1 pseudogene is annotated in these 650 nt (G+C 65.7%); it reads right to left on the minus strand.

Annotated features, from left to right (window positions below):
- Nucleotides 1-570: pseudogene (locus GFH49_RS39695) on the minus strand (ThiF family adenylyltransferase); the annotation flags it as partial.
- Nucleotides 571-650 lie beyond the last annotated feature (80 nt).

Raw genomic sequence — 650 nt, forward strand, 5'->3', positions numbered from 1 at the left:
GTTGCGAATCGTCGCCTGAAGTAAACAGTCGCATCCCTGTCCGTGGAACGCGAGGCCCCTCAGGTTGTCGTCGCGGCGGGTTGTGACGGTATGCCGTTCGTCGGACACTCGGCACCACTCGATCGGGAGGGCCGGGTTGACCGCGCTGGGGGTGAGATTGCTCAAGCAACCGGGCTGGCGCCTTGCGAGGCTGCGGAGTTCGTTGGCGGCGCTTGCGGGGATTCGGCCCGCGAGCAGATGGGGTGGGCCGCCGGCGGGGTGGGGCACCGCCAGGAGGAGGTACTGGGGTGTGTCGTCAGGGTTTCTCACCACGCTGGTCACGAGGGAGGTCAGCACGGCCGGTGCGAACGGCCTGGCGGCTGGGACACGGTTGGCGAGTGGCGCATCGATCTGCTGGAGGAGTTCGACGAGTGTGGTGCCGGCTCCCATCGGCAGGGGCGCAGGGAGGATGATGACCGGCAGGCGTGCCGTGGGGGGTTCTTGTGGGGTGAAGGTGAGGTCCAGGCGCTGAGCGGTCCTTGGGATTAGGTATCCGGCCTGCACGCTCTTTTCGGGCACGGGTTCACGCACAACGATGGTGGGTGTTCCTGTGAACCGCCCCGAGTTCGATAGAGATCTCAGATGGTTGTTGTGACCTGGTGTTTCGTGGT

It is taken from the genome of Streptomyces blattellae (genome assembly GCF_009709555.1).
Taxonomy (GTDB): Bacteria; Actinomycetota; Actinomycetes; order Streptomycetales; family Streptomycetaceae; genus Streptomyces; species Streptomyces blattellae.